The sequence below is a fragment of the Enterococcus sp. LJL120 genome, from assembly GCF_054871765.1.
On record NZ_JBTXLV010000001.1, the window covers coordinates 586,074 to 607,314 of the forward strand.

21 protein-coding genes and 1 tRNA gene are annotated in these 21,241 nt (G+C 39.5%); 16 read left to right on the plus strand and 6 right to left on the minus strand.

Going from position 1 to position 21,241, the window contains the following annotated elements; translation table 11 throughout:
* Positions 1-226: 226 nt before the first annotated feature.
* The 8 genes from ACYSNU_RS02925 to ACYSNU_RS02960 all read left to right on the plus strand — a co-directional run bounded on the left by ACYSNU_RS02925 (position 227) and on the right by ACYSNU_RS02960 (position 9,085).
* A complete protein-coding gene (locus ACYSNU_RS02925; RefSeq protein WP_461735707.1) occupies positions 227-892 on the plus strand; it encodes a winged helix-turn-helix domain-containing protein in 666 nt (221 codons plus the stop codon).
* Between the two features lie 33 nt (positions 893-925).
* Positions 926-4,474, plus strand: a complete 3,549-nt coding sequence (locus ACYSNU_RS02930; RefSeq protein WP_461735708.1) for a pectate lyase-like adhesive domain-containing protein — start codon at positions 926-928, stop codon at positions 4,472-4,474.
* A gap of 20 nt (positions 4,475-4,494) precedes the next feature.
* Positions 4,495-4,800 (plus strand): LPXTG cell wall anchor domain-containing protein, encoded by a 306-nt coding sequence (locus tag ACYSNU_RS02935; protein ID WP_461735709.1) that lies wholly within the window; start codon positions 4,495-4,497, stop codon positions 4,798-4,800.
* Positions 4,797-5,612 (plus strand): WxL domain-containing protein, encoded by an 816-nt coding sequence (locus ACYSNU_RS02940; RefSeq protein WP_461735710.1) that lies wholly within the window; start codon positions 4,797-4,799, stop codon positions 5,610-5,612. The genes ACYSNU_RS02935 and ACYSNU_RS02940 overlap by 4 nt, the downstream gene beginning before the upstream one ends.
* Positions 5,613-5,681: 69 nt before the next feature.
* Positions 5,682-6,518 carry a WxL domain-containing protein gene (locus tag ACYSNU_RS02945; protein ID WP_461735711.1) on the plus strand — a complete coding sequence of 279 codons (837 nt, stop codon included), beginning with the start codon at positions 5,682-5,684 and terminating at the stop codon, positions 6,516-6,518.
* A 155-nt stretch (positions 6,519-6,673) separates the two neighbouring features.
* Complete coding sequence (locus ACYSNU_RS02950) at positions 6,674-7,813, plus strand: DUF916 and DUF3324 domain-containing protein (RefSeq protein WP_461735712.1); 1,140 nt, start codon at positions 6,674-6,676, stop codon at positions 7,811-7,813.
* A gap of 1 nt (position 7,814) precedes the next feature.
* Positions 7,815-8,501 carry a hypothetical protein gene (locus ACYSNU_RS02955; protein ID WP_461735713.1) on the plus strand — a complete coding sequence of 229 codons (687 nt, stop codon included), beginning with the start codon at positions 7,815-7,817 and terminating at the stop codon, positions 8,499-8,501.
* A gap of 149 nt (positions 8,502-8,650) precedes the next feature.
* A complete protein-coding gene (locus ACYSNU_RS02960) occupies positions 8,651-9,085 on the plus strand; it encodes a universal stress protein (RefSeq protein ID WP_461735714.1) in 435 nt (144 codons plus the stop codon).
* A gap of 677 nt (positions 9,086-9,762) precedes the next feature.
* On the opposite strand, the gene ACYSNU_RS02965 is transcribed toward ACYSNU_RS02960, so the two are convergent.
* Together ACYSNU_RS02965 and ACYSNU_RS02970 are read right to left on the minus strand one after the other, a co-directional pair.
* Positions 9,763-10,164 carry a hypothetical protein gene (locus ACYSNU_RS02965; RefSeq protein WP_461735715.1) on the minus strand — a complete coding sequence of 134 codons (402 nt, stop codon included), beginning with the start codon at positions 10,162-10,164 and terminating at the stop codon, positions 9,763-9,765.
* A 108-nt stretch (positions 10,165-10,272) separates the two neighbouring features.
* Positions 10,273-11,034, minus strand: coding sequence for a hypothetical protein (locus ACYSNU_RS02970; protein WP_461735716.1), 762 nt, complete (start codon positions 11,032-11,034; stop codon positions 10,273-10,275).
* 386 nt (positions 11,035-11,420) lie between these two features.
* Between ACYSNU_RS02970 and ACYSNU_RS02975 the strand changes: the two genes are divergently transcribed.
* Both ACYSNU_RS02975 and ACYSNU_RS02980 read left to right on the plus strand, forming a co-directional pair.
* Positions 11,421-12,431, plus strand: a complete 1,011-nt coding sequence (locus ACYSNU_RS02975) for a cobalamin biosynthesis protein (protein WP_461735717.1) — start codon at positions 11,421-11,423, stop codon at positions 12,429-12,431.
* A gap of 209 nt (positions 12,432-12,640) precedes the next feature.
* Positions 12,641-12,871: a hypothetical protein gene (locus tag ACYSNU_RS02980; protein WP_461735718.1), complete on the plus strand. Its 231-nt coding sequence runs from the start codon at positions 12,641-12,643 to the stop codon at positions 12,869-12,871.
* A 72-nt stretch (positions 12,872-12,943) separates the two neighbouring features.
* Here ACYSNU_RS02980 and ACYSNU_RS02985 read toward each other — a convergent pair whose 3' ends face one another.
* Positions 12,944-14,656, minus strand: coding sequence for a glycerophosphodiester phosphodiesterase family protein (locus tag ACYSNU_RS02985; protein ID WP_461735719.1), 1,713 nt, complete (start codon positions 14,654-14,656; stop codon positions 12,944-12,946).
* Positions 14,657-14,731: 75 nt separating this feature from the next.
* Positions 14,732-15,328 carry a TVP38/TMEM64 family protein gene (locus tag ACYSNU_RS02990; RefSeq protein WP_461735720.1) on the minus strand — a complete coding sequence of 199 codons (597 nt, stop codon included), beginning with the start codon at positions 15,326-15,328 and terminating at the stop codon, positions 14,732-14,734.
* Positions 15,329-15,671: 343 nt separating this feature from the next.
* On the opposite strand from ACYSNU_RS02990, the gene ACYSNU_RS02995 reads away from it, so the two are divergent.
* Entirely contained in the window at positions 15,672-17,021 is a 1,350-nt protein-coding gene (locus tag ACYSNU_RS02995) for an Nramp family divalent metal transporter (protein ID WP_461735721.1), read from the plus strand.
* A gap of 318 nt (positions 17,022-17,339) precedes the next feature.
* On the opposite strand, the gene ACYSNU_RS03000 is transcribed toward ACYSNU_RS02995, so the two are convergent.
* Positions 17,340-17,801: a threonine/serine exporter family protein gene (locus ACYSNU_RS03000; protein ID WP_461735722.1), complete on the minus strand. Its 462-nt coding sequence runs from the start codon at positions 17,799-17,801 to the stop codon at positions 17,340-17,342.
* Between the two features lie 26 nt (positions 17,802-17,827).
* The gene (locus tag ACYSNU_RS03005; RefSeq protein ID WP_461735723.1) at positions 17,828-18,583 is read right to left on the minus strand and encodes a threonine/serine exporter family protein; all 756 of its coding nucleotides are present in this window, start codon (positions 18,581-18,583) and stop codon (positions 17,828-17,830) included.
* Positions 18,584-18,991: 408 nt separating this feature from the next.
* On the opposite strand from ACYSNU_RS03005, the gene ACYSNU_RS03010 reads away from it, so the two are divergent.
* The 5 genes from ACYSNU_RS03010 (at position 18,992) to ACYSNU_RS03030 (ending at position 21,229) form a co-directional block, all read left to right on the plus strand.
* A tRNA-Ser gene (locus ACYSNU_RS03010) sits at positions 18,992-19,079 on the plus strand.
* A 100-nt stretch (positions 19,080-19,179) separates the two neighbouring features.
* On the plus strand, positions 19,180-20,025 hold the full coding sequence (locus tag ACYSNU_RS03015) for a helix-turn-helix domain-containing protein (RefSeq protein WP_461735724.1): 846 nt from the start codon (positions 19,180-19,182) through the stop codon (positions 20,023-20,025).
* Positions 20,026-20,363: 338 nt separating this feature from the next.
* Positions 20,364-20,657: a hypothetical protein gene (locus tag ACYSNU_RS03020; protein WP_461735725.1), complete on the plus strand. Its 294-nt coding sequence runs from the start codon at positions 20,364-20,366 to the stop codon at positions 20,655-20,657.
* Positions 20,658-20,700: 43 nt separating this feature from the next.
* Positions 20,701-20,859: a hypothetical protein gene (locus ACYSNU_RS03025; RefSeq protein ID WP_461735726.1), complete on the plus strand. Its 159-nt coding sequence runs from the start codon at positions 20,701-20,703 to the stop codon at positions 20,857-20,859.
* A gap of 91 nt (positions 20,860-20,950) precedes the next feature.
* Positions 20,951-21,229: an ATP-grasp domain-containing protein gene (locus ACYSNU_RS03030; protein ID WP_461735727.1), complete on the plus strand. Its 279-nt coding sequence runs from the start codon at positions 20,951-20,953 to the stop codon at positions 21,227-21,229.
* Positions 21,230-21,241 lie beyond the last annotated feature (12 nt).

Below are 21,241 nucleotides of genomic sequence, written 5' to 3' on the forward strand. Positions count from 1 at the left end.
CTTTACAAATTTTAAACTATTGTAAATTGCTCTTTATAAAAAAAGATGTCATAATTCGAATCGAATGATAGTTATTTTATTTATTGTTTTCTTAGAATAATTATTCTTTGTAATTTATTAAATAACTAATCCCATCTAAAAGTTTCGTTAGTGTATATAACTTTTATGAAGATTTTCATTAATAATAGTTGATTGTAGAAAAATTTAAGAAAAAATGGAGGGCTTTATGGAGCCGATTGCGATTTTAACGAATAACCCTACTCGGGAGAGTGATTTAGAAAAAAAATTACGCTTTTTAGGCTATGAGGTATTTTGCTCAGCGTTATTACTGAAAAAAGGTCCAGAACATAGTGAGTTTTATTCCAATTTCTTTAAGATTGTCATGCTTAGTGAGACAATTGCTGATTTTGATGCACGGCAATTTTTAAACCATTTACCCAAAGATATTGCGGTCTATCGCGTAACGGATGATTTGGAGATTGACGGGAATTTTCTTCATGAAGAGGAGGTTCAGCATTTTAATGATGCCCAAATTGTCTCAGCGGGGATGTCGATTGCTGAGCTCAGGGAAATTCTGGTTAACGGTAAGAAAATCAATCAGCAAAATGGACCAGCTTCAACCGCTATTGAAGTGTTTAGAGCTAAAATGTCGACGACCGAAAATCGCCTTTTTGATTTGCTAGAGGAAGCAGAGGGGCAAATCTTGACTCGAAATCAAATATGTCTGGATCTGTGGCAGGAGCCAGCAAATATTTCCCGTAAGACACAAATTTCACAATTAGTCAGCAAGATTCGCTTGAAAATGGAAAACGCTGGTTTTGATGGTCAATCTTTAAAGGTAATTTGGCGAAAAGGCTACTGTTTGCTGCCAAATTGGGCTGATGAGCTTTAGGTTAAGGGAAAGAAACATAAGTAGAGGTGAAGAATGAAAAGGGTACAAATGAAGAAGAGTTTGTTGTTGGGGGGATTGCTTGTTGTATTCATTGGGATTGCAAGCATCACGAGTACGAATGCACAATCTGATGATAAGACTAAGACTGAAAATGAATCTACGATTGAATATCAATCAGCTGAATTGACAGCTCCTAAAGAAGATTTAAGCTTACTGGCAACTGCTCAAGAGATAACAGATGATTTTGAAAAAATTGCAGCGGCAGGTCAAACGCAGGCTGCTAATTATTCAGCGACAAAAAATTATCAGGAGTATGACCAGGATGCGGATGCTTATTATGCCGCCCGTGGAGCCACGAGGGCTACTGAAAGTGAAACAATTTCAGTAAATAGCTGGAGTGAATTTAGAAATGCCTATCAAAATGAATCAATTGAAAAAATCAAACTGACGGCCGATATTTATCAAAGCGGGCTGCTTACTTGGACTTATGAGCGCCGCAACAATTTAGAAATCGATGGTCATTATCTCAATGACCAAGGGGAAGATGATCGGTATATCTTGTCTCTGTATGATGTGATGTTGCGAACTTCTGCTAGCAATACAGGATTCACTGAAAATGTTAATGGTTCGACAGTCAATCGTTCGATTTTTTATCTCCATGATGTTTCGATTGCTCAAAATGGCAATCGTGTGGAAATCGGTGGCACTTATGGCTTTGTCGGTGCGACACCCGTCCACGCCGACATCATCACTTCTACACCGACAAAATCAAATACAACAAGAAACTGGTACTTTCGTTTTGGTAATGTTGATACCGAAACAGATAATAATTCAACAGCTTATAATGGCATGGCTCGACTTTTAATCGGATATGGTGCAGAGGTTACCTTGTTTGGCAAAATGCAATTGAGCGGCACCGCTGAAAATTTTTATCTGGGAAGTTTGATTTTAGAAGATGGTACAGATTATCGTGGGACGACAGAGTATTCGAATTATTCAGTCGTCTGGTTTGTCACGCAGCCGGGGGCCAACGATACTGGTGCCTCTAGGGAAATGACTGTCGGGGATAATGCCAATATGTATTTAAATAATGTGCAATCGGCAGCGCAACATTACCCAGCAATTTTTGCTTGGTACAAAGATGCAGTGATTGGCGAAAATTCGACATTCAGTTCGAACATGCCCGGCAATGCTTGGCGTTTTGATTTTGATGGCTCTTTAACAGTAAAAAATGGTGCTTCGGTCAATTTATTAAGCCGGGCAAATGGTTCAGTGGTGCAATATGGCAGTCGGTTGGGGGCGATTTTAGCGAGTAATCGCAATATTACAGCTACTATTGATGTAGAGGCCGGCGGAAGTTTCTTCGTTTTTGGTTCGGCTACAGGGACCGGCTTAGCCAACTCTTCAGTCTATTTTGGTGCCAGTAGTACCTCCAATAATGCACGCAACAGCTATTTTAGATTGGATTCACCTAAGGCCTTTGATATTCGGAATACTAGCAATAGCCGAGCTTTTGATCTGCGGGGCTTTAATAATTACTTTGAATTGGTAAATTCTGATTTAGATTTATGGCATTCAGGAGCTAGTTTGACTGGGGCAGCCAGTGAAGGGTTTACCAAGTTAGATAATTTAAAAATTATGGCAACTGGGACCTCCACCGGACGCAACCAAAATCTGCAAGTTTCCAGTAGCGAGGCCGCTTTTCCTAGCACCTCAAAATCGATTGATACGTATTCGCGATTGTCGGCGATGAACTCAAATCCTCAAACAATTTGGAGTAGTTATTACACCGATGCAGATAAGGCTTTTCAAGCCCAAGTAAAATTAGGTGACACACCCATCAGCTATGACCAAACGACTGGTGAAGTTGTCACTCAGCCGGTCTGGGCGTCCTCCACTAGTCAAATAAAAACCGTGATTAAAGATACTTTAGGAAATCAATACTCTCTGGTACCAGATGATAGTGGTTATGGCTATCTAAAGTTCACGGCTGATTCGTTTCAAAAAGCCGGTGAAAATATTACCGCTATTTCCACCAGAGGGACAACAGAAGGAAAAATGTGGAGGGAAGAACCGGCCGCTGTTTCCACTATTTTAGATGTGACTCCACCAAGCCCTATCAAATTAACCTCTAACAGGATAACTGAGGTCGATAAACAGTTAGCAGCAAGCGGCTTAGAACCTCATGCGAAAGTCTATTTACAGGTCAATGAGGGAACAATTGAATCCATTGGAACAGTATCCGCCGATGGAAATTGGCAATACACTTTGCCGCAAAGATTGGCTAAAGGCTCAAGTGTTCGGCTGTACTTAGAGGATGCGTCGACTTTACCGGCTGATTTTAATCAAACGGGCTTAACCGCGACACGTCAGCCAACAGGCAATCGCAATCCCAAGGCGGCCACCACTTATCAAGAAGCAACTTTTCCTGCTGCAACAGTCTACACTGTCGAAGAAGCAGTTGTCGATGAAATTAGCATCTCAAAATCTATTGTTGATGAAAATGGCGGAAATGAAGTTATTCCCGGTGATGTACTGACCTACAAGATTGAACTTAGCAATGACGAGGCAGAAAGCAGCAATATTATTTGGTCTGATGTTAAAGTTTCCGACGTGCTGGACAGCGGGTTAGATTTTGATTTAGCCAGCGGAGATTTGCAAGTCAACGGGAAAGCTCTTGATTCTGATAAATACCATTATGAAGCTGCTACACGCACGTTATCGGTATCGTTAGGGGATATTTTGCCCACAAGTGGAACAGGGGCGAACAAACAAGTTATCAGTTTTAAAGCTCGCGTTAATGATTCAGCCGTCGGCAGCAGAATAAAAAATGCAGCCGTTGCAGTTGGACAAGATGCCGGTGGAAATCAAGTTTCCCGAACCTCCAATGAAGTGCTGACTGAAACGGTTCGCAACAATACGGTGACGGTTCATTTTCTGACAGTTGATGATTTAATTGTCCATCCACCGGTGGTCGTCTCCGGCACTGCCGGTAGTCAAGTGAATTTGGCCGTCGACAAACAGGTCACTCAAGCACTGGACCGTGCCAACCAAAACTACCAGCTAGTCAGCCGACCGACACCAGAAGTTATCACAATTTCTGGTAATGGTGATACTGCGGCCTATGTCTTTGATGGCGTTCTAAGCATTCAAGAGTTTCCGGAGACAATTGATTTTGGGACTCTCATCTATGATTCGACTATTCAGCGGGTGGACAAGCCTAATTTAGGCGAGAAAAGTCTATCAATTCTAGATACCCGCGCTAACACTCAGGGTGGGTGGACATTAACAGCAACGTTAACAAAAAAAATGATCAATCAAGAAAATCATTCGATTATGGAAAATGCCTTGCGTTATGTGACAGCGGAGGGCAAAGAAGCAACTTTGTCAGCTGATGGAACTGCAGTGGTGATTAATCCAACTGGTGGTAGCGCGAATATTTCTAATGGCTGGGGCGATGATGCGACAACGGAGGGGTTAAAATTAGTGGCCGATCCCTCGCAAACTTCCGGATCCAATATTGGTGCCTACTCAGCGGAAATAACTTGGGTGATTACCGCTGGACCAACGGGCACACCATAACTAGCTTGAAAGGATAGAAAATGAAAAATAGAAAACAGCTGCTTTGGGTTTTCGGATTATTCTTATTTTTTCTGGGACAACCTCTTGGCGGACTAGCTGCAACCATGGGGAACCCACAAGTGACTGTCAGAGGCAGCATTACTTTTTATCAGGAAGAGACTTCCAGCAGTCAGACGACAAGCAATTCTGATAATCAGCTTGGTGGTAAATTACCGAACACCGGAGAAACAGCCGGCAAAATAAGTTTAATTGCTGCAGGTTTATTCCTTTTAGGCATACTTATCTTTTGGATAAAAAAAAGAGACAAGGGAGGAAAGCCAGCGTGACAAAAAGGTGCTGTTTATCTATTTGGCTAAGTTTTGCTACGCTGATAGCTTCTTTGACATTTTTTTCGAAGGTGACTCAGGCAGCCAATCATGAAATTGTTGGCTCGGGTGAGGTGACGGTAACGGATGTGGGCACAACAACGCCTGTTGATCCGGAAAATCCTCAGATTGATGCCGACCCTGGTGAAGGGCCAGCAACTAGTGGCGCCCTGCGGATTGATTTTGTGTCACAGCTGCGCTTTGGTCAGCAACAACTAGCTGATAATAAAGTTGAATTTTTGTCTCTCGCTCAACTTTTTTATAGTCAAACTAATGCAAGAGGCTATTATGTGCAGCTTTCCGATCGTCGAGAAGTTTCTTCCGGTTGGGAGTTGCAGGTTTCCCAAAATAAGCAATTTTTCAGCGAAAGCCGTCAGCTGGAAAATGCCGAAGAATTATCCGGCGCAACACTTTCCTTTGACAAAGGCTGGGCGAATTCAGCAGGCGACAGTCCAGCGCCCCAAATTACCAGGGACACTATCGCTATGAAGGAATTGCAGACTGCTTATACCGTGGCAATTGCCGAAAAAAATCAGGTGGCTGGCGTCTGGGTCATTCAATTTGGTGCTTCAAATGAAAATCACAATGAACAGCCAAATACTTTAACACCACTTGTTGATGAGCGGGGAGAAGCAGTTATAGATGAGCTGTTCAACAAGCCGGCCTATAGTAATTCAGCGATAAAGTTAACCATTCCAAAGAAAACAGAGATTAAGCCGCTAGAGTATCAGACGTCATTGACGTGGATGCTGGTGGTTGGTCCACAGAATTAAAATTAATTGGCACAATTTAAGGACAGCCTTAATTGTAAATAAAAAGGGAACCATCTTTAGGAGGAAAAAATGATAGTCAAAAAATTATCCACAGCAATCTTAGTTTCAGCACTTGCCGCCGGTACACTCTTGCCGACATATGCCGCTGCAACTAGCCATTCAGCCGTTTCCGACGGGCGTTTAAACGTTGAGGCGGGGACTCTAGATCCAACTGATCCAATTATTGATCCTGAAAATCCGGGGGAAAGCATTGATCCTAATAATCCTGAGATTACGCCAGGTGAAAATCCGGGGAGTTTGGGGATTACCAATGTATCCCGTTTAAACTTTGGCACGATTAAAACAGCGACAAAAGCAGTAAAAACCTATGCTGAGCCGCTTGTTGTGGGAACTGATTCAGGTGGGAATGATATTTTACGGGGAGCCTTGGTTCAATTTGGCGACACTCGCGGAACCAACGAAGGCTATACGGTCACTGCCGCGATGACCCGCCAATTTACTTTTTACACGTTAGATACCAATAATGATTTGGTTTTTGATGGAACTAAAACTTTAGCCGGCTCTACCATCACATACACGAACGGTATTATGGAAACCCGTGCAGACAACATGGCGCAGCCTGGAACTATGTCCACATCCTTAACCCCGATTTCATTTGGTGACTCTATTGATGTTGTGACAGCTACACAAAATCAAGGAGCCGGCACGTATATTTTAGAATTTGGTCAAAGTGCGAATTACGATGGCAGCAATACTGTCACCGGGATGACGGGGGTTGCCGATTCTGCTGACAGCTCGGTCATTTTAGATGTGCCAGCTGCCACTGCTTCTTCTATGACGTTGGGAACTTATTCAGCTGATATTACTTGGACCATTACTGCAGGACCAACAACACCAACTCCATAATTTTTATAGACTCCATCATTGAAAAAGATATTGAGCAAGCTGCTAAGAGACTGATAAAAAATCCTCGGCAGCTTGCCAATTTTAAAAAGTAGAGAAAACATACATAATGAATTCTAATAGCTTCAATGATTACATAAAATGATAAGAGGTACAAAATGAAAAAAGCAATCAGTTTTGTGGGATGGACCTTCCCGAAATTAATCGGACTTATTTTGTTATGGGGGCTTTTTTTTCCTCAAGCAACCACTGCGTCCAAAGATAATCCTGAAATGACAGAGACAGCTTCGGCCACTGGCTTCACCTATCAAGTTCAGCTGCCGGAAAATCAATTACTGCCGGATGCAGGCTATTATGATTTATTAATGACCCCAGGAGCACAGCAAACTTTATCCTTCACTTTAAATAATCCCGGAGAAAAAGCAATCACCGTGGACTTGTCTTTAAATGCAGCTAAAACAAATAGCAATGGTGTGATTGAGTACAATCGTCCCGATATCGCAAATGATGCCTCTTTGAAATTTGACTTTTCTCAGCTGGTTACAGGCCCCGAAAGTGTCGAGCTAGCCGCCGGTGAATCGAAAAGCATTGAGCTGAATGTTCAAATGCCGGAAACAGCTTTTGAAGGAGTAATTGCTGGTGCTATCACGATGCAGCAGGCAAATGCAGCTGCGGATGAGCCGATAGATGAGGAAAGCGGCTCGTATGTGAATAATAAATATGCGTATGCAGTGGTTATTCTTTTACGGGAAAGTCAAACTGAATTGGTACCTGAGCTGAAATTTAATCAAGTAGCACCGGGGCAACAGAATTTTCGCAATTTGGTTTTTGTCAATCTTTCCAATACCACAGCTGACTATCTTTATGACATGATGATTGATGCTCAGGTGACTGCAAAGGATAAACAAGAGGTCCTCTGGGAATCCCGCGCAACTTCAATGCGGATGGCCCCGAATAGTTTTATTGATTATCCGATTTCCATGGGAGGCGATGCGATGGTGGCAGGCACCTATACGGCTCACGTCAAAGCTTATGTTGCTGACTTAGTCTGGCAATGGAGTGAGGATTTTACTATTACCCAAGAAGAGGCGAATAGTTACAACGAACGGGATGTCGGCCTAGAACAGACCTTAGATTTTGATTGGCAGCTGATTTTTGCAATTGTCGGCAGTTTTTTTGTCATCACGGTAGGCCTGTTTTTATTAGTACGACATTTTAGAAAAAGCAAAGAGCGGGCCAAACAAATTAAACGACGCCAAAAGAAAGCTCGAAAAATAAGAAAGAAAAAAGGAGCGTAAGATGGCAATTCTTAGATGGCTGATTATTGGTGGGCTTTCTGTCGCGATAATATCTGCTCTTTTCCTCTGCCTTTTTTTAATTCGGTTAGTTATCCATCAGCAAAAACTAGCTAAACTTCCGCAAAAAAGTCCCAAAGCGGCAAAGAAAAAACAGCGTTGGCGGAAATTGAAAAAGGATTGGCGGCAGCAGAGAAATCAGACTTTAAAATGGGTCATCATCAGTAGTTTGATTTTTGTTGTCAGCACCACAGGGACTACTTATGCCAACTACTATCAATCAATCCATTTAACTTCAGAGGATTCAAGGCTTGTCGTTCGCGGCTATTTTTTACTTCGAGATTTTCAAGACCAAATTGAAAAAGCGGCTACCCAGACAGAAGAGCAAGTGAGTATCGAGAAAGAAATTAGATATTTATCAACAAATTTGGCTTCTTATGGAACCTATGCAGCTAGTAGTCTTAACACCGTTGAAGGACAGACGGCCCTCAACCGCTATTATTTATCACTGGGGGAAATTGGTATGAATGCTAGCCGTCAAATTGGTGAATTTTATCCTAATCCAGATTTACTAGAGTATTATTCTGAGGATATTGAAAGAACGCAGGGCTTGGAGCAAAAAGTCATTGAGTATTATCATGTCAACGAAGCGTCACTGATTTCAAAAGGTCAAGGAGACGAAAAAAACTAAAAAAATTTTGCCTTACTTAAATCTATTCCTACATTAAAAACTTCTCTGGTATTTTTAGAAGGATGACTGATAATTCAGCCGCGCAATACGCTTAAAAAGCGGGCTTCCTGCGGTAAAATATGGTAAAATTTAAGTGGGAGGTGAACATCATGCTAGATGGATATCAGAACATTTTAGTTGCTGTAGATGGATCCGAACAAGCTGACAAAGCCTTTAAAGCGTCGCTGACAATTGCTAAAAACAGCCAAGCCAAGTTGCATATTGCTATGATTATTAATGATGCGGATATCTCCAATAGTGCCTATGCCTATACCAAAGTTTTAGATGCAGAGATGGAGTTTGCAAAGAACAAAGCCGCTGAAAAAATTCGCCTGGCAGAAACTGAAGGAGTTACAAACACGGTATCAATTGTCGAGTTGGGAAGCCCTAAACAACTTATTTCTAGTACGCTTCCAGAGGAATATGATATTGATTTGATTGTTATTGGTGTGACAGGAAAGGGCAGAATTCAAAGAATGCTAGTTGGTTCCACCACCGCATTTGTTGTCAACCACGCCCCTTGCAATGTGCTGGTAGTGAAATAATTTTAACAAGACAAGGCCAAGTAAAATCGCTTGGCCTTTTTATATTGGAAAATTATTAACTCATCTTTCTGTGAAAAAGGAATAGGATGATTGGCACCATAATTAATGTGTGTCAATTCCGTATCGATGTGTCAAAGTTTTTTTGCCTATAAATTACAGAGTATAAGTTGAAAAAACAGCTTGAGAGTTAAGATGGCAAGTACATCTCAATGGATGACGTAAAATCTAAACTAATTAGGATTGTTTTAGAGGGGATTTTACAAGAAAAAAAGACCAGCAACAACTATGACATCAAACCTCTTGTCATCGATGTACTGAATCTATTTTTTTAAATAGTTAACTAGTAGCAACCAATTAAACTTAGACTATAAAAAGAATTTCGCTAAGCTGACTATCGCAGCAAGAATTAATAATCCGATGGCTATCTTTATCAACTCATCGGCGCGGTTATTGTTGTCATTATTATTATTCAAGGTGTCTTCCTCCTGACTTTGAAAAGGTTTGCTAATGCTTATTATTATAGAGGATTGTCAAAAGCAGTACAATATCAAATTCTATTTGTGATTTTTAAAAATTTCTTCAACAAAAAAGCAGACCCACTTGAGTTTTCAGGCGGGTCTGCTTTTTTTGTATACTAGATCAGGATTTGATTTTGCTAAAAGCTTAATCAAACAGTCCTATTCTTCTTCAAAATGGTTGGCAATTAGTTTGATGTCATAGCTTGAGCTTTGATTATCAGCATTTTTAAAAGTGAAGGTAACTTCTGTGTCACCAAGTTCAGCCATATCGTAATTAATTGTGAAGTCTTCGCCGGCCGTTACCGCTACAGCTTCCTCTTCACCAGCAGCATTATTGAAGGTGATGGTGCCATCTTCATCAGCTGTGCCCTTAATCTCAACTTGCTTTTCTGGATTAGACGTGTAGAAGCCCTTAGTGAAGGTCACACCTTGATTTGCAGCCGAAGTTGAAGTAGTAGTAGCTTCACTTGAAGAACTGCTTGTTGAATCGGTTGAAGTGCCACAAGCGCTCAACACAAAGAAACTTGCACATACTAAAGTAAGTCCCATAATTTTTTTCATTTTCTTACACCTAATTTCTTTTTTTATCATTCTACCAAATAGCTATTATATCAATAAATTAAGCGAAGAAAAGTTATTTTTAGATTAGAAAATCTTGAGAATGATTGCCTAATTATACTGACTCAAAATACTTTGTAGTTCAGTTTGAGCAGCGGTGTCTTGTGATTTTTGGAAAACTAGTTGGCTTTCTGGTGAATAGTAGGAATAAAGGTCTCCATCATCGCCGGCGACATAAAAGCCATCGGAAAAAGCCGAGCTCGTTTGGGCTTCATAGACGACGCCATTATCCGCTAAGATATATTTCGTAAAAGGCTGTTGGCTATCTGCCACATTTGAAAAGCCAACTGCGGTGCTAGGCGAATTCTGCGGGTCATCTACTTCATCGGTAATGCCCGTTACCCCGTTTACCGAATAATACCAGACAATTCCACCAAGGCTGTGCAACGGAAAGGAGTCATAGCCAGGCAGTCCGTTCTCAGATTGCTGTTGGACTTGAATTAAACCATCCGAAGTAACGGCGTACCAATCGCCGATACCGCTGGCACCATGATTGAAATAATTTGAATTGACTGCCATTCCAGCAGTTTCAGCACGACTATCCGCCCAATTTAAAAAAGTTTCGGTAATAGCCTGCTTCTCAGCTTCAGAATAAACTCTGATTGTAGTAGTGGCTGTCGAAGAATTCGTGCTAGCTTCAGAGCTTGTTGTTGAACTTTCGGTAGAACTTGTTGTAGTAGAACTAGTAGAAGTTTCTGATTGGCTGTTGGTGTCAGTCGTTGAGGTGCTTGTGCTAGTAGTTGTCGGCTCGTTCCCTTGGCAACCGCTTAACAACAAAAAAGACAATCCCAAAAAAATCATTTGTTTTTTCATTTTAATCCCGCCTTTATGTTTTTTCAATATAATTATAGCACTTAGGCCATAAGAATCGTTTTTTATTTCTTTTAGTTTACAAAAGTTACGTTTTTCGTAATAAATGGTTTCTTTTCTTAGTATCGAAATAATCCTGTTTGCTAAATACTTATCAAGAAAATTCTAAAAAAATTTTCGAATAGTTTTGCGGAAAAGATACACAACAGCTAGATATTTTTCTTTTCAATTGTTATTTAAATCCACTTGTATAAATACTCGATTTTTATTAATTTTGCGAATTTTCCAAAATAAATAAGTAATTTATGCTCAAATGAAACGTTTTCACTTTTCTTGTGAAAAATCTAAGCTATAATAGAGGTAATTAATAAAGGGCGTGGGGTGGAAAAGTGAAAATTGGTTTAATTGCGTTATCTAAAAAAGGCAAACAATTGGCGAAACAGACGATTGATAAATTGGATACGAAGATTCAGGCTGAATTGATTTTGCCGGAAGACTTGGCAGACTCCCAAACTTTGTTTTTTGTGGAAACAGATTTAAGTAAAGTTTTCGCTTCTTTATTCACTGAATATGATGGGCTGATTTGTTTTATGTCGACTGGTCGTTTCTTAAAGAGTTTTCCCACACAAAAAGACTGGACTGATTCAAAAAACTTTATTCTTTTGATAGATGAGACAGGGGATTTTGTTATCAGCTTATTACCCGGCAAGGAAAACTACGGCAACCGTTTGACGAGGTCTTTAGCGGTAGCTTTAAGCGCAACTGCGGTGATTACCGGCCAAGAAGAAAATCCTGATTTAGCCACTTTCGCAGGCATTGTAAAAGCTGTTCGTGGTTGGTATTCAAGGGATAAAACTAATTCTGATTATTTGGAGCAGCTTCTGCAATCCGATGTGAAAATCGGACTATTACAAGAACAACCCTATCTGCAGGATGTTCCACGACTGACGCCCATCACATCTCTTAATGAGTTAGATGATTTTGCGGCGGTATTTTTTATCTCAACTAGAGCAGAAATTGTGACAAACAGAAAAATTATTCCGATTGTTCCGAAACTTTTTTATCTAGGCGTCGCTTATAAACAGACACTTTCTGCCGCCCATTTAAAGCGAGATTTTTTAAAATTTTGCCATCAGGAAATGCTAAATCCCTTTAGTATTCGCCAATTAGCCTGCCCACAACAATTGCAAGGCGAACCGGCCTTAATTGATTTGGCGGCATGGCTGCAAGTTCCTTTGACGTCTTATTCCGAGGAGAACATTACTACAGAATCTCAGGATAAAACGATAACAAATTTAGCAATCGCTAAAAAAGCTGCTCAACTAGCTAGTCGTCAGCAAAATATTTCGGCTTCTTTTGCAACAGAAGAAGTTGCCTTTGCATTGATTAAACCAACTTAAAATAAATTCGCTAGTTTTTTTCAAAACCTTTGGGAAAAAAGTAACAAAACAGTCGTTCTTAAAAAAGAAACATACTAAAACGTTTAAATAACTTAAATAACGTTCATTATGCTAAATTAAATGAAGTAATATGCTGTTAAAATCGTTTGCAATATTTATTTTTATAAAAATGCATGTTATTATAATAATAACAGAAAGGAGAATAAAAAATGACGAATATTGAGATTGGGAACTATGTCTATGGACGCGCAATTGGTTTAAAAGAACTAATTTTGGGAAGAGTTGAGCATGTTTATGATAAAACAGTAGCGGTAAATGTCATGGAATATGCTCCCCGAGATGAAATCAGATTAATCGATTTACAATTTAAGGTTTTAGTGAAAATCGAAGAAATTGAGAACGTCTCCACCGGAGTTACAGCCTATCAGGTTGCTACATAACTCCTAGGAGTATAAATAAAAGCCCCCAAGAAACTTGCTGAAAAATTCAGCGGGCTTCTTGGGGGCTTCTCTTTAGCCAAAACCTAGACTAAGAAAAATTAATTGATTGGAATAGCGTAGTTGATTTTGTTCAAGGGCCAATTGTGTCACAGGTAAGTTGTCGGTAATAATGCCATCTACAGCATAACTTGCCATGCGCTGAATAGCTTTTTGATCATTCAGCGTCCAGACAAAAACAGTTTGATTCGACTGATGGGCTCTATCAATCAAGGCTTGCGTCACTGTTCGATAATCAATTGCAATAAAATCAGCCGGCAAATGAGGCAGCTGGCTAATTGAAAAAGGCATAATGTAACCAACCTTTAGTTCAGGGGCTGCTTGTTTTAATTCTTTTACAATCGACAGACGCAAGCTTTGTAAAAGGCTGCCAGTTTCTTTCAACTCTGGCAAATATTCGGCTAAAAATAATTGGACCATTTCCTGTGTATCAGCGGATTCTGATTTCAATTCAATTAATAATTTTTGATTAGACAAGCGGGCTTGGGCTAAATAATCGGAAAAATTTGCCAATTGATCTGTTTGCTGCCCCTCTCGTAAGGGTAGCCCATCCAAGTCATATAAATTATATTGGGGAATGCTGCCAGATATACCAGCAAGCGGCTGCAAATCAAAATCATGATAGACGACAAATTGTCTATCTTTGGTCATCTGGACATCAATTTCAACATAATCCGGTTTTTCCAGCATCGTTTTCTCTAAAGCATTCAGAGTGTTTTGCAGACCATTTTGATTGCTGACACCTCGATGGGAAATAATCGTCGGCTGCGGGCTCACCAGTGCCACCGGCAGGCTTTGAAAGTTGTAAAAACTCCCGCCAATTAAAGGAACCAGAGCAATGATTGCTGTAAAAGCTACCGAAGAAAAATGAACTGGTTGGTAAAAAATGGAATTTTCTTGTAGGGAGGTTACCAGTTTTTTTAGCAAACCCAATAGAAAGAATTCCCAATTCAACACAAAAAGATATTGCAAGAGTGTGACTAAAAATCTACCGGTTATAGTTGCGTTCTCAAGCCAGATTAGCTCGCTAACAATTTGGACGCTCCAACAAAAAAGAAATGCTACGCACAAGATTGCAAAATATTTTAGTAAAGAAAAAAATAAGTGACTGAAAATAGTTTTTTTGCCTTGAGCGGTTAGCTGCCAACTTTTTGCAAGAGCTTTTTTTAAGCCGTTTTCCTCTGTGATCATTAATGGTAGAGCAAAAAGAAAACGAAAGCCTAGAAATAACAAAACCAGATACAAGATAATTAAGCTGCCGATAACTGGGACCCGCTGAATGGAGATAAAATCAATTAGCGTTGCAGATAATGGCAGTGTCCTTAACATTGTCAAAAAGAAACCTGTAGCTAAGATAGGCAAGCTGATGAAAACATAGCAAGCCAATAAAAGGAATTTACTCCAAAAATGATTCTTTAGGCTGGTCAAAGAAAACAGTAAGTGCTGTTTAGTAGTTTGAATAGTCGATTGATTGGGCTCAGTGCATGGTAGAATCAAATAATGGATTGCTAGACTTAACACCAATAAGAAAACAACTAATAAACTATTGAAAATTAGCCAAAAGGTAACCCAATTTGCAGGCGTTTTTAAAACAAAATTGCCGCTTATCTTTAAAAGCAAAGCCAGCAATGGTAAAATTCCGAATAAAATAATTTTTAGAAAAAGTCCGGTCTGAAATTTTTGTGGTTCAGGCCGGCTGATTTTTTTTGCATGAGGGTCCAGTGACATATGCAGCTCCTTTGAAACTAAGTATAAAAAAACTGTGACAAAAAGCCAACTGCGCTTCTGTCACAGATATCTATTTTAGCCTAATAAACCTGAAAGCAAGTTTCCACCGTAAATTAAAGCCATGCTATATAAAAAGATGGAAGCGGGTTTTGCTAAAAGAATAATCCAAGTGAATTTTTTAACCGAAATATTAGTCAAGCCGGCCATCAGACAAAGGGCATCATCCGGTGCAACTGGGAAGAAAATTGCCAGCGTGAATAATTTATCAAAACGGTTTTGATTATCTAACCAGCTGATGTACTTGTTGTAAGTTTTATCGCTGACTAATGACATAACAAAAGGTTTGCCATAGCGTCGTCCTAAAAGGAAAATAATTACTGAGCCGATACAAATGCCGACATAATTATAAACGAAGCCCATCCAGGGACCGAATATTAAGACACCGGCCGCCGTACTAATCCCGCCAGGAATAATCGGGATGACAACCTGTAGAATTTGAATTAGGATGAAAATGACAGGGCCTAAAATCACTGAGTTGCCAACGAGGCCGCGTAAGGCGTTGATATCCTTAAAGACACCCAAGTGGATAAAATAAAAGGTGATGGCGATACTAAAGCCAATCCCTAAAATTGAAATTAGGTTGATGATTTTTCTCGATGTTGCAACGCTCATAACATCAGCTCCTTTTGGCTACTTTCCTAGTAAAGTTCTTGTTACACTTATTATAGGGAAATAATTTTGACAGCGCCACTACAGAAAACGATTCTTAACGAACAGTTTTGTAAGTTTTCCCGTGACCACTGAAGTATAAAATAAGTATAACGAAATTTTACGGGAAATTCACCAGACTTAAGTCTGATTTGGGTCAATCAGGGAAAACTTATGCTTTTTCTTAAAAAGGGTGTCTCCGTTTACTTTTTTTAAGAAAAGTCCTATAATAAAAAATGAATTTAGGGATGCCTAAAAAATTAAGTGAATCGCATTGAAATAAAATTTATGTAATGGAGGACTCAGGATGGGAGAAGAAGATATCACAGAAAATTCTGAGATAAAAAGTCTCGAAGAAATTAATAGTACGGTGGAAGTACCGAAGAATGCTTCCTTTTTTAAAACTCTCTTGGCCTTCAGCGGGCCGGGGGCGTTGGTGGCTGTTGGCTATATGGATCCGGGGAATTGGATTACTTCAATTTCCGGAGGCGCCTCTTATCAATATGCCCTATTAAGTGTCATTTTACTTTCCAGTTTGATTGCGATGCTGTTACAAAGTATGGCGGCCAAATTAGGGATTGTCACCGGCATGGATTTAGCCCAAGCCACCCGTCAGCACACAAGTAAAGCTGGGGGCTTTGCCTTGTGGATTATTAGTGAGCTGGCCATCATGGCAACCGATATTGCCGAAGTTATTGGTGGGGCAGTGGCCTTGCAATTATTATTTGGTTTTCCGCTGTTAATTGGGGTTTTGATTACAACCTTTGACGTGTTTCTTCTATTATTATTGACTAAGCTTGGGTTTAGAAAAGTCGAAATTGTTGTGGCCATATTAATTTCAGTAATCTTTTTCGTTTTTGCCTATGAAGTTATTTTGGCTGATCCCAATTGGAGTCAGGTGTTGGAAGGATTTATTCCAGTTCCTGAAATTGCCACCAATCGCAGTATGTTGTTTTTGGCCTTAGGAATCGTTGGAGCCACCGTGATGCCTCATAATTTATATTTGCATTCCTCCATTTCCCAAAGTCGCAAAATTGATCGCAACGATAAAGGCGAAGTGAAAAAAGCAATTAAATTTACGATTTGGGATTCGAATATTCAATTAACGATTGCTTTTGTTGTCAACTGTCTATTGTTAGTTTTGGGTGGTGCTTTATTCTTTGGCACCAACAGTGATTTGGGTCGGTTCGTTGATTTATATGATGCTCTCAAAGATAGCTCAATTGTTGGCCCGATTGCTAGTCCTTTGTTGTCGACATTGTTTGCAGTGGCTTTACTGGCTTCTGGCCAAAATTCCACCATCACCGGTACACTCTCTGGGCAAATTGTCATGGAAGGGTTCATACATTTAAAATTACCAATGTGGTTGCGGCGGTTAATCACTCGTTTGATTGCAATTTTCCCGGTAATCGTCTGCGTGATTTTATATGGTGGCAGCGAAAATGCAGTGGAGGATTTACTGTTATATACACAAGTCTTTTTAAGTGTTGCTCTGCCATTTTCGATTATTCCACTGACGATTTTTACCAGCGACAAGCAGCTGATGGGACCATTTGCCAATCGCCCCATTGTAAAATATGCTGCTTGGGTCGTAACAGTTGTTTTAACCATTTTAAACATTTTCTTGATTTATACGACATTTGCAGGTGTCAATTAAAATTTGACCCATTATAAGGCAAAATAAAAAAATCCAAGCTGGCTGGTAACTTTACGATGAGGCCTTTGAAACCTCAGGTAAACCCAAGCTAGTTTGGATTTTTTCATGTATAAATGTCTCAACACTCAACAAGTGACTAAGAATCCCGTTTGTTTTTATCGGCCCAATTTTTGGTAATCTTCGGCAGCACCGATGCATTCCAGCCCAATAGAACAAAAGCCCCTAACAGTAAAATAATCGTAAGAATATCTTTCATTGTCAAAAACCTCCTGACTGCTTTCCTTTATTATACAAAAAAATAGCGGAAAAAGCTCTTGACTAAGGCTTTTTCCGCTTTATTTGATAAGGATTTTTCAAAAGAAATTTAGCTAGTTTTTCGACTAAGTTGGTCACCATAAAGCCAATTGCAATGGCGCCAGCTGTGATAATCACAATCAAAATATTTTGTAGGCCAGCTTCATAATTTCCCTGCATAATTTGGCGCACTGCTTGATAGGCGGGGCCACCGGGAACTAGCGGGACTAGGCTAGGAATATTAAAAATAATCAAAGGCATCTTGTACCTGCGGGAGAGAAAGACACTGATAATCCCCACGGACAAGGCGCCTAAAAAATTTGCGCCCCCCAGACCTAAGCCCATTTCATTAGAAAAATGAAAGAGGACCCAACCAATCCCACCGGTGACGCCACAGGCAAGCAAAGCTCGCCTTGGGATATTGGTAATGATTCCAAAGGCCATCGTGGCCAGACCGCTAAAGAAAAAATTTAAAAAAATTGTCATGGTTGCTCCTCTATCTAAAAAATACGTTATCCCAATAACTTAATTACCAAATAAATGCCAGTCCCAATCGCCCCCGCCGTAAAAATCGCCTCTGTTCCGCGAGCCATCCCACTGATTAAATGACCCGCCAGAATATCACGAAAAGAATTTGTGATGGCGACACCGGGAACTAAAGGCATCAGACTACCAATCATCACGGTATCAACATCCGCAATAATCCCCAAACGGAAGCCAATAAAAGACAAACTGCCAATCACTAAGGCCGCTACTAATTCGTTTAGAAAACGAATTTCCAACCAGTAAATACCATAGAGGGAAACAGTATAGCCAATGGCCCCGATTAGAAAAGCAGGAATAAAATCCGACCAGACGCCACCAAATAAAATTAGTAGCGTGCAACTTATTATCCCGGCAGCCAAAATTCGCCACCATGCAGGAAAAGTCGGTGTTTCATAATCAATTTTCTTTAACTCTTGATGGAGTGTCACCAAGTCGATTGTTCCCGCTGCAAATTCGCGGGACAGTTGATTCACCGCCACGACTTTTTCCAAATTAATCGTGCGGTCCTTAATTTGTTCCAACTGACTGTAGTTGCTACTTTTTAAACTCATGAAAAGTCCCGTTGCTGTGACATAACTGGAATTTTCCAGCTCACCAGCATTTGTGGCAATCCGTTGCATCGTGTCCTCTACCCGGTAAGCCTCTGACCCAGACTCAGTCATAATCCTGCCGGCTAAAAGGCAGGTCCGTAGTATTAAATTTTGCATTTGCGCCTCTGTCATGGCTTAATCCACCTTTTTAAATATGAAATTTTTGTCAAAATTGAGTGAACAAAAATCTCTTATGCTTCCCAAGAATAGCCTGAAACCGCCGCTTCCGTCAAATCATTTTTCGCTGAAATATGAATTTTTTTAGACAGCTGTTTTTCTTAAGCTTGGTTTAAGTCCTAAATCCTAAGATAGAGCCATCAAATAAAGGAGGCGGTTTTCATGATTAAGAAATGGATTCAGATAATTTTTAACTATGACGAGTTTTTAAAAGAGGCCTCAGATGAAACCATGACAACCATTAAATAAGGTGAATTGCGGCCGCTACTTCGTTTTTAGAGGTAGTGGCTTTTTTAGTGTCTTTCTTCTATATAAAGATTTCCACTTGACAAAATTCCAAAAAAAGCGAAAAATAGTCTTTGCGGAAGGTTGGCAGAGTGGTAATGCAGCGGACTCGAAATCCGCCGAACCGGCTTATACCGGTGCGCAGGTTCAAATCCTGTACCTTCCTTAATTAAATTAAGCTTTAGAAAGTTGTTTTGGATACTCTTTACGAGGCAATTTTCTAAAGTTTTTTAGAATTCTGCAGAAGCAAGTGAAGGGAGAACCACTTGAAGATTAACGGTAAGATTATTTCAACCCGCAGAAAAGAATTGGGTTTGACCCAGCAAGAGTTAGCTGAGGGCATTTGTAATCAGGCAACAATCAGTGTGCTGGAAACAAAAAATGCCTGTGATAGCATGAAAATTCTCGGGGAAATTTGTCAAAGACTTAAGTTGACTTTTGATGATGTCTTAGAGAAAAGCTTTGATGAAAAATTACGAGGACTTTTAGCTAAAGTGATTGACCTTTCTTCAGAATTTAAATTTCATGAGGCCTATCAGCTACTAGAAGGTATCTCGGATGTTGAAGCGATTGAAAATAGTGATTTAAAGGCTGAGGTTTATTACAATTTTGGCAATATAAATCTCGTTGGCTTTCATGAAATTGATAAAGCCCTGTACTATTTTTATGAAGTATCAACTATGACTGTGACGCAAGTCATGATAAAAAGTCTGGCCATTAACAGTATTGGTGTCTGCTACGCTCAAAAAGGCGAGCTGGAATTTGCCAGAGGTCACTTTGATAAATCCCTTCAGTTGATTGAAGAAAATCCGGATTTTGTCACAAAGAATGTCAGCAAAATTTTTTATAATGTCGCAAAATTTTACTCAAGTCTTGGGGATTTTTCCCGCGCTGTTGCGTTGTGTGACCAATGGCTTGAGCTATATAAACAATTCAAATCCACCAGTTATTTAGATTTTTTATATTACGAAAAAGCCTTTAATCTGCAACATCTAGATGAAGAGAAAGCCAAAAAGTATTTTGCTTTGTCTGCTGGCATAGCAGAATTCAATGATAACCAGTTTATTATCGACACGATTAACTCAGGTCAAGTTGATCATTTAGAAGGTTAGACTATCATAAAGAATATTTCTATACACACGAGTTCATTTGTCGAAAGGGCAATAGGGTTCGTGTTTTTTTGCTTTGAATATAAACACAATCCAGACAAAACTTTTTTGAATTATGTTTTCAATAATATTTATGTTTCGTTTGTATTACCATTGACATTAACTAGACCACTTGTTTTAATTAAATTGTATTCTAAAATATGTAATATTTTTACTTATATAGAATTTTTAATGACTGTTAATGTAAATTGAAATCTGAAATCATTGAGAATAATTTTGTTCTCGTCGAAAATAATAAGATAGTTGCTTACTGTAACGGAAAGAGAAATGGGTGGGGATTTATGAAGTCAGCAGATGAAAGCGTTGTTGAGTCGAGTAAGAAAAAGAGTAATTTCAGTCTGTTTCTAAAGCGACAGACTATTCCATTGCTACTACTTTTATTGACAGTTTTCGCCGTCATCGGGATAACCTATTTTGCAATGCATTCACCAGAAGAAGCCAGAAAAATAACGCAAAAAATGGAGGGTGAATTTGATTATTATATAGATGATCAAAATAATATTATTCAAGGAAAACCACCATTTGTTCTGATAGTTGATCTTTCTCAGGCTAATGAGGTTCAGAGTGTGCCTTAAAGAGATAGGCTGTGATTGGGATTTCAGTTGTTAAGGAAAATTAATGTCAAAAGATAAAGTTAAAATAGTAACGGATTATTTAAGTGCGGCTTATTCAGATGAACAAGTAAAGAACACTCCAGAGTTAGAAAAAATGGTTTTCGAGGCAGCAAAGGATGTTGACAAAGGCAATTATCACATTATACAACCAGCTGGTTCATGATGCGGCCAAATATGAAGGTGTGGCATTAAGTACTATGATGTTACCAATTTGGTTCTAGTAAATAGACATCAAATTAAAGGAATATGTTGAATTGAAGCAAGTTGCTGGTCGCAGTATTGAGATTCGACTGTTTTTTTATAACCAACAACTCCTATTCTGTGATAATCAAAATAATCAAGTTTTAAATGAGGAGATTAAATTGACTATTCCGCCATTGGACAGCCGCTTTTATACAGTTGATATTGCATTAACAGCTAAAAACCACTGGTTAGTTCTTGAAACTGGGGATGGTCAAGTTTCAAATCTAAGTGATTTTGCGAATAAACAGGATTTTTACCAGCGGTTGCTCAAGGCAATCAGCTTTTCATAATTATTGTACTAA

Excerpts from the sequence above, each read along its gene's own strand:
- ACYSNU_RS02925 (WP_461735707.1), top strand. The coding sequence starts at position 227 with ATGGAGCCGATTGCGATTTTAACGAATAACCCTACTCGGGAGAGTGAT.
- ACYSNU_RS02930 (WP_461735708.1), top strand. The coding sequence starts at position 926 with ATGAAAAGGGTACAAATGAAGAAGAGTTTGTTGTTGGGGGGATTGCTT.
- ACYSNU_RS02935 (WP_461735709.1), top strand. The coding sequence starts at position 4,495 with ATGAAAAATAGAAAACAGCTGCTTTGGGTTTTCGGATTATTCTTATTT.
- ACYSNU_RS02945 (WP_461735711.1), top strand. The coding sequence starts at position 5,682 with ATGATAGTCAAAAAATTATCCACAGCAATCTTAGTTTCAGCACTTGCC.
- ACYSNU_RS02950 (WP_461735712.1), top strand. The coding sequence starts at position 6,674 with ATGAAAAAAGCAATCAGTTTTGTGGGATGGACCTTCCCGAAATTAATC.
- ACYSNU_RS02955 (WP_461735713.1), top strand. The coding sequence starts at position 7,815 with ATGGCAATTCTTAGATGGCTGATTATTGGTGGGCTTTCTGTCGCGATA.
- ACYSNU_RS02960 (WP_461735714.1), top strand. The coding sequence starts at position 8,651 with ATGCTAGATGGATATCAGAACATTTTAGTTGCTGTAGATGGATCCGAA.
- ACYSNU_RS02965 (WP_461735715.1), bottom strand. The coding sequence starts at position 10,164 with ATGAAAAAAATTATGGGACTTACTTTAGTATGTGCAAGTTTCTTTGTG.
- ACYSNU_RS02970 (WP_461735716.1), bottom strand. The coding sequence starts at position 11,034 with ATGAAAAAACAAATGATTTTTTTGGGATTGTCTTTTTTGTTGTTAAGC.
- ACYSNU_RS02980 (WP_461735718.1), top strand. The coding sequence starts at position 12,641 with ATGACGAATATTGAGATTGGGAACTATGTCTATGGACGCGCAATTGGT.
- ACYSNU_RS02985 (WP_461735719.1), bottom strand. The coding sequence starts at position 14,656 with ATGTCACTGGACCCTCATGCAAAAAAAATCAGCCGGCCTGAACCACAA.
- ACYSNU_RS02990 (WP_461735720.1), bottom strand. The coding sequence starts at position 15,328 with ATGAGCGTTGCAACATCGAGAAAAATCATCAACCTAATTTCAATTTTA.
- ACYSNU_RS02995 (WP_461735721.1), top strand. The coding sequence starts at position 15,672 with ATGGGAGAAGAAGATATCACAGAAAATTCTGAGATAAAAAGTCTCGAA.
- ACYSNU_RS03000 (WP_461735722.1), bottom strand. The coding sequence starts at position 17,801 with ATGACAATTTTTTTAAATTTTTTCTTTAGCGGTCTGGCCACGATGGCC.
- ACYSNU_RS03005 (WP_461735723.1), bottom strand. The coding sequence starts at position 18,583 with ATGACAGAGGCGCAAATGCAAAATTTAATACTACGGACCTGCCTTTTA.
- ACYSNU_RS03020 (WP_461735725.1), top strand. The coding sequence starts at position 20,364 with ATGAAGTCAGCAGATGAAAGCGTTGTTGAGTCGAGTAAGAAAAAGAGT.
- ACYSNU_RS03025 (WP_461735726.1), top strand. The coding sequence starts at position 20,701 with ATGTCAAAAGATAAAGTTAAAATAGTAACGGATTATTTAAGTGCGGCT.